The 6,456-nt window shown below is 60.7% G+C and carries 6 protein-coding genes; 2 read left to right on the top strand and 4 right to left on the bottom strand.

Annotated features, from left to right (window positions below):
• Window positions 1-49: 49 nt before the first annotated feature.
• Window positions 50-1,381, top strand: a complete 1,332-nt coding sequence (locus WCL10_RS20345) for a hypothetical protein (protein WP_336897469.1) — start codon at window positions 50-52, stop codon at window positions 1,379-1,381.
• Between the two features lie 497 nt (window positions 1,382-1,878).
• The gene (locus WCL10_RS20340; RefSeq protein WP_336897468.1) at window positions 1,879-2,133 is read left to right on the top strand and encodes a hypothetical protein; all 255 of its coding nucleotides are present in this window, start codon (window positions 1,879-1,881) and stop codon (window positions 2,131-2,133) included.
• 34 nt (window positions 2,134-2,167) lie between these two features.
• On the opposite strand, the gene WCL10_RS20335 is transcribed toward WCL10_RS20340, so the two are convergent.
• The 4 genes from WCL10_RS20335 to WCL10_RS20320 are packed head-to-tail and all read right to left on the bottom strand — an operon-like array spanning window position 2,168 to window position 6,393.
• Window positions 2,168-3,352: a GIY-YIG nuclease family protein gene (locus tag WCL10_RS20335; RefSeq protein ID WP_336897467.1), complete on the bottom strand. Its 1,185-nt coding sequence runs from the start codon at window positions 3,350-3,352 to the stop codon at window positions 2,168-2,170.
• Window positions 3,345-5,417, bottom strand: coding sequence for a pseudomurein-binding repeat-containing protein (locus WCL10_RS20330; RefSeq protein WP_336897466.1), 2,073 nt, complete (start codon window positions 5,415-5,417; stop codon window positions 3,345-3,347). The genes WCL10_RS20335 and WCL10_RS20330 overlap by 8 nt, the downstream gene beginning before the upstream one ends.
• Complete coding sequence (locus WCL10_RS20325) at window positions 5,414-5,611, bottom strand: hypothetical protein (protein WP_336897465.1); 198 nt, start codon at window positions 5,609-5,611, stop codon at window positions 5,414-5,416. The genes WCL10_RS20330 and WCL10_RS20325 overlap by 4 nt, the downstream gene beginning before the upstream one ends.
• Window positions 5,608-6,393 (bottom strand): type IIL restriction-modification enzyme MmeI, encoded by a 786-nt coding sequence (locus WCL10_RS20320; protein WP_336897470.1) that lies wholly within the window; start codon window positions 6,391-6,393, stop codon window positions 5,608-5,610. Before WCL10_RS20320 ends, WCL10_RS20325 begins: the two co-directional genes overlap by 4 nt.
• Window positions 6,394-6,456 lie beyond the last annotated feature (63 nt).

The following is a 6,456-nucleotide window of genomic DNA, read 5'->3' as shown; positions in this document are numbered from 1 at the left end:
CAAAGCAGGGAACTTTAAGCGCCCACTTTTAGGGAAACTTCGGTGCCCGTTGACAGACGACGGGCGCATCGTCGTCCACTGCGGCGATATGCTCTACGTCGACCGGACCCCTACCGCGCCGAGCGCGATCCGCAGCCGCTACGTCTACGAGCTGGGCCAGCCCATGCGCGCGGCCATCGACAACCCGCTCTCAACCGGCGAGGCCAGCCTCTACCTCGAACACATGCGCCGCCTGCCGTTCGCGCGCGATCTGGACGCCACCATGATGGCAGGCTGGACCGTCTGTGCCCACATCGGCGGGGTGCTGAACTGGCGGCCCCACATCTGGCTGGTGGGCGCTAAGGGCACCGGCAAGAGCTACGTGATGGACAGTGTGGTCAAGCGGCTCTTTGGCCCCCAGCGGTGCCTGTCCGTCGCCTCCAGCACTACCGAGGCCGGTCTGCGCCAGACGCTGGGGTCAGACGCCATCCCCGTGCTGTTCGACGAGGCCGAAGGGCAGGACGCCACCGCTATCGCGCGAATCCAGCGCATCATGGAAACGGTGCGGCAGTCGTCCTCGGAGACCGGCGCGAGGATCGCCAAGGGCACCACCAGCGGATCGGCAATGTCCTTCCAGATCCGCTCGTGCTTCATGTTCGCCTCGATCAACGCTTCGATTGTGCAGCAGAGCGATCGATCTCGCATCACGGTCGTCGAGCTGAAGGCCGAGCGCCGCCGGTATGGGCTGGCCGAGCTGAACAAGGCCGGTGAATTCCTGATCGGGGACGAGTACGCCCAGCGGTATCAGGCGCGGGCCATCCAGCTCGCCCCGGTGATCCGGCACAACGCCGAGGTGTTCGCCGTGGCCGCCGCAGCATTGCTAGGCGAGCAGCGCGCAGGCGACCAGTACGGCGCGCTTTTCGCCGGGGCCTACTCGCTGACCAGCGACGAGCGCGTGACGCTTGAGCAGGCCGAGCAGTGGCTCACACAGTTCGACATGTCTGAGGACAAGGCCGAAGTGGACACGATGTCGGATGAGCGCCGCTGCCTCAATCTGATCCTCGAAAGCAAGCTGGAGATCCAGTACCTCGAAAAGCGCGAAACACGCACGATTGCCGAGTGGATCGGTGAGGCGTCAGAGAACCAGATCCTGCTAGTTCTGCAGCGCGAAGGCATTCATGTGCTGTCCACGGGCAGGGGCGATTCGCCGCAGATCGTAATCCTAAACGATGCCGATGGGATCAAGCGGATCCTGCGCGGATCGCCGTGGGAGGCCGGGGAATACAACAAGGTCATGAAGCGTTTACCGGGCGCAGAGGCGCTGAAGGACAGGATGTACATCGCTGCTTTCAAGTCGAACAAGCGCGGCCTGCAGATCGATCTGGGCGAGGCGCGAGGGTGATTTCGGGCTGAAAAGCGGGAGATATCCCGGTTTTTACCTCCCTACCGGGAGATCGAAGTGCTTGTAAAAAAACGAACCTCCCGGTTCTCCCGTCTCCCGGCCCATTTTTGAGAGACATCGTATGTAAGACATAGAGAGGCACAAAGAATTCTCTCTATTAATAATTCTATTTTTACCGGGAGAAGAGGGAGAAGAGGGAGATTGCTTTGAAATCAGGCACTTGGATCTCCCGGTAACCTCCCGGTTTTGGAATTTGGCGGGAAAGATTGATTAATATCAGTGGGTTATACCGGGAGATGCAAACTGAGTTGACAGTTGTGAGACGAGCTGTGGTAGGGCGGTCGAGCCGGTGCTGGACCGGCTTGTCGCCTAAAATGCCCGAAAAGGGGTTCTACAGCGCGAAGGGGGCAAAATGGCACTTCTTTGACCAAAAGAGCCACAATGGGCTTCAGCGGCCTTCTCTATGGCTCTGAGGGCATGTTTAACAGGGGGCTACCATGAGCAGAGCAGAAGAACGAATACTCGGTGTGATCTCGATGGCCGCCATCAGACTCGGCGCGGATGTCACTGTCGATGCGGTCGGCAACGAAGCTTTCTTCAAGGCGACCATCGGCGACAAACAGGCCACGCTGTGGCTTCAACTCGACGGCGGCACCGAGATGATCAAGGACGCAACCGGCGACGAGGATCTCTGTGTCACGCTGGGTGAGTTTGCCCAGAACGAGTGCGACGATATCTGGCGCGACGAGTAGCACTCCACAACCGTGCCCCAGCAGCTCGCGCCCGTTATCGCCCCATTGCCTCGAGCCGACCGGATTGGGGATCATACCGATATTCCAAGATCGACCGATCCCGAATCCGTTCCACGGCCTCATTGACCACAGCCAAGGGCACGAGGAACCACTCGCGCGGCTTCACCATATGTCCGAACCGATCGGGGATCGAGAGGTTGATCTGCGCGGCGGCGAAGACCTTGTGGATGAGGGCTTCCAGCTTTTGGCAGTTCACGCCGAAGACCTTGTAGGTCGCGACCACGTCCACCCCTGCGAGCAAGTAGGTCGAGCTTTTCTCCGCCCCTGAGATACGGCTCTCAACCGCGCCACTCGTCACGCCGATCTTGTGCATGATCTCCCTATGCTCAGCGACCACGGGATGATCGGACTTGCTGCGCAGAACATAGATCGTGCCGGTCTCGATTTCACCGTTCTCAGCCCTGTCTGCGAAGAGCGGCCCCGCGACCGGCTCTGTGATCCTTCGGCCTGCGTCGTCCTCGTTGAGCTGGCGCTGTAGAGACCGCATGAGCATGCCGCTCTCTGTCCCGTTATCGAAGATCACGCGCAGCCGGGCATCTGTGCGGCCCTGCGGGTTGGTGAAGATCTTGGCCATCTCGGCCACATAAGCGATCTGGCCGCCGACGATGAAAAACGCGCCCGGCCTGATCTCCGCCTTCAGCTCGAAAGGACGAGTGACGCGCGTGTTGTCGGCCAGCTCGTCCTTCACCCTCTTGAACAGCGGCTGGAACGTGTCGAAGTCGGCGCACTTCTCGCGCCGGGCGATATCCTCCGCAGCTCGCTTGTCTTCAGCCGATCGGACGTGGCGCAACTGGGTAATGTCGTCACCGTCCTCACCAAGCCCCGCCAGCTCCGCCATCAGGTCATCGGCACCGAGTTCGACCTCCTCCGGCTGGAGCTCGACGCGGCCCAGCAGGCCATGCTTGTCGAGCGAGGCCAGTAGGGTGCGGCAGTCCTCCAGCGCGCGCAGCCGGTCCAGCCGCACCGCATACTGACGCTCGAAGATGTCGCGCTCCTCGCCATGCTGCGGGAGACGGCCATGCTCCCCGAAGAAGCGCTCGATGTCTTCGAACCCGGCGATGATGCGTTCCTCGCGCGGGGTGTAGGTGGCGTGCTTCTTCGCTGCCGGTGCGAACTCGGCCAGCTCTCCCGCAAGTTCGTCGAGGTCGAGGTCAGACATACCGGCCTTCCTCCTTGAACCGCATGAAGGCCGCAGCACCCTCGGCAAGGCGCTGCTCCCATGCATCCGCCGACGTGATCGATGGAAGCCTGCCTCGCTCCCTCTTGAACTTCACGGCACGGCCAGCGAGGTCCTTGGCGTCTTCAGGCGTGATCTTGGTGCGCTTGGCTGAAATCACGGCCTGCACCTGCTTCAGCGTGGCCTCGCTCATCGACTTGGCGAGCACAGCATAGGCAGCCTGAAACGGGTTGATGCTGTCGATCAGGTCAATATCGAGTTCGCGCACGTCCATGGCGATCTGGCGCACGCCATCGATCAGCGCGGTGTTGGCGCGGATCTCGCCCTCTCCGGTATCAACGGAACCCATTGCGATCGCCTTGGCCTTCTGGGTCAGGTTCAGCGCGGCAATCGCATGCTGGCGCACAGCTTCCTGATCGTCGGCGCTGAGTTCAGGGTACCGATCGCGCACGATCTTGCCCATGGCGACCTGTGTCAGCTCCTGCGGGGGCGTTTCCTCATCGAACAGCCCGCGCTCAACCGTGGACTTGGTCTGCACATAGGCCGCGATAACCTCGTTGATGTCCTCCTGGCATATCCTTGTCGCTTCAGGACTCTTGGGTTCGACCAGCCCGGCAATCTCGAAATGGAACTGCCCGCGCTCCTCGTTCACGCCGATGTTGGTCTTGCCCGGCTGGTAGCCTGCCTCGCCGTAGTCGAAGTCGGGCAGCGGCCCCTTGTTCTTTGGCGTGAAGGTGAAGCGAGGGGCGAGCACCTGTTCCATCAGCAGACTGGCCGCAATCGCCTTCAGCGTGTCGTTGATCGCCTCAGCCACAGCGGCCTCGCTGGCATCGGGTTCTGCGATCAAATTGGTGAAGGTGGCAACCTCCTTGCCCGGCGCATCGCGCGTGGCGCGCCCGATGATCTGGATGATCTCGGTGAGGCTGGAGCGGTAGCCGACGGTCAGTGCATGCTCGCACCAGATCCAGTCGAACCCTTCCTTGGCCATGCCCAGCGCGATGATGATATCGACATGCTCGCGGTCGTTCTTGTGTGCAGGGTCCTTCAGCGCGACAAGCACCTTGGAGCGGCGCGCCGGGTCGCTGTCGTCCACAAGATCGGCGATCTTGAGCACTCGGCCATCCGGCAGCGCAACCAGCTCAAAGCCGGTCACCGGGTCGGCCCCGGTCCACTTGCCGAGGTAATGCAGGATCTCGTTGACCTCGGTCACCTTGTCCTTGGTGCTCTCCCGCGCATTGACCGACGGGATATGGACGATCGTCTTGCGGCTGGGATCGAGGCAGTGTTCGATCGCCTCCAGATAACGGCCTGTGTAGAAAAAATAGCCGATGTTGAGCGCCTTGAGGTGCTCATAGCCGTTGAGCTGCTCGTAGTAGGTATAGGTGACGGTCTCGAACTTCGCCTCGTCCTCCGGGGTCAGCACGGGCGCTGCATCGCCCCTAAAGTAGCTACCGGTCATGGCGACGATATGGACCTTGTCGCGCGCGATGAACGCGGCGAGCTGCGCGCCCAGCCGGTTGTCGGGATGCGCGGAAACGTGGTGGAACTCGTCTACCGCGATCAGCCGGTCGTCGAAGGCCTCCACGCCCAGCGCATCCACGGCAAAGCGGAACGTGGCATGGGTGCATACAAGCACTGGATCTCCGCTGGAGAGGAACTGGCCCACAGCCTTGACCTTGGAGGGGTCTACGCGCTCCTCGTCAGGCCCCGGCGCATTGCATAGGTTCCATTGCGGCTTCACCGTCCAGTCGGCCCAGAAGCCATAGGAGGCGAGCGGCTCGTCAGCGAAACTGCCGCCGATCGACTTCTCCGGAACGACGATGATCGCCTGCTTCAAACCCTGATGGTGCAGCTTGTCGAGCGCGATGAACATCAGCGCACGGCTTTTGCCAGAAGCAGGTGGAGACTTGATCAGCAGGTATTGCTCCCCACGCTTGTTGTAAGCGCGCTCCTGCATCGGGCGCATGCCCAGCGCATTTGCCTTGGCTGACACGCCCGTACGCGCGGTCTGAAAGCTCACAGCAGGGATGGGCCTTGTACTGGTCATTGGCTTGCCTTGTGATGTTCGACGAACGCGGCAATGCTGCCGTACTGCTCTTTCACATGCATCTGCACCTTGCGCATCATGTCCTGCCCGCGCTCTGGCCAATCATGATGCTCGAACATCTTGGTGAAATTGCCATAATGGTCAGCGGCGATTTCGCCGATGGCCTTGGCATCCCAGCCGGGTTCGTTGCTCATGCCACTTTCCCCTTGCCCGTCCTCGTGGTCATCTTGGTGTAGAGTTCGAAGAGCTTCTCGAGCCGTTCGGTGTCGTTGCGGAAGCGGCGACCGATGTAGATGCGTTCCAGCACCTCGTCGTTGCGATCGTGTGCGGCGCGCAGGTCTTCGGGCATGGCCTCGGGATCATAGAGGTCGGCGATCGTCGCCGGGAAATGCGCCTCGCGGGCGAGGAGGATGTCCTCCGCGCAGCGGGTGAGGTCGGCCTTGTTCTGTTCGGTCAGGGTGGGGACTGGGAAGGTGTGCCAGCCCAACGTGTTCGAGTACCGATAATCGGATTTTAGCTTTCCACAGACCGCTGCGACCCAAACCAAATGCATCTTTGACCCAATAAGGGAAAGATTGAACGTTGGGGCATCATAGAGAACGAATGCCAGACTAGATACGATGTTCGTCGCATCCAGTAGGTCAACAGGAAGATAAGGGCGTCGTTCTGAAGAGACGCTCGGTACTGCTATGGACCATCGACGTGGAACACCCTGAATCTGCTTAAATCTATGGGGAAAAGAGGCAAAATCTCTGGTAGATTTTGCTGGGCTCTGGAGCCGCATCTTGGCGACGCCGTCAAAACGGCGACTGATCTCGGGGATTTGTCTAGCAGCCAGAACTGCACCGTCATCGACCCAGATGCAGTAACGCTTCCCACCTCGGATAATCTCTTGAGAGCCAAGGTACCCTCGCACATAGGGCTTAGCTGCTGGCTGTGCTGACAAGAGCTCAACCGCTTCATGAGCTTCGAGAATGAGGTTGCCTGAACCGCCCCGGGATTGCCGGAGGCCATTCGGCTTGAATTATGCTGCCATGGG

Source organism: Novosphingobium sp. (genome assembly GCF_037133355.1).
In the GTDB taxonomy this organism is placed as follows: Bacteria; Pseudomonadota; Alphaproteobacteria; order Sphingomonadales; family Sphingomonadaceae; genus Novosphingobium.
This window is presented reverse-complemented; position numbering and strand designations above follow the sequence as displayed.

Coding starts and splice junctions, on each gene's coding strand:
- WCL10_RS20335 (WP_336897467.1), bottom strand. CDS start 3,352: ATGTCTGACCTCGACCTCGACGAACTTGCGGGAGAGCTGGCCGAGTTC.
- WCL10_RS20330 (WP_336897466.1), bottom strand. CDS start 5,417: ATGACCAGTACAAGGCCCATCCCTGCTGTGAGCTTTCAGACCGCGCGT.
- WCL10_RS20340 (WP_336897468.1), top strand. CDS start 1,879: ATGAGCAGAGCAGAAGAACGAATACTCGGTGTGATCTCGATGGCCGCC.
- WCL10_RS20325 (WP_336897465.1), bottom strand. CDS start 5,611: ATGAGCAACGAACCCGGCTGGGATGCCAAGGCCATCGGCGAAATCGCC.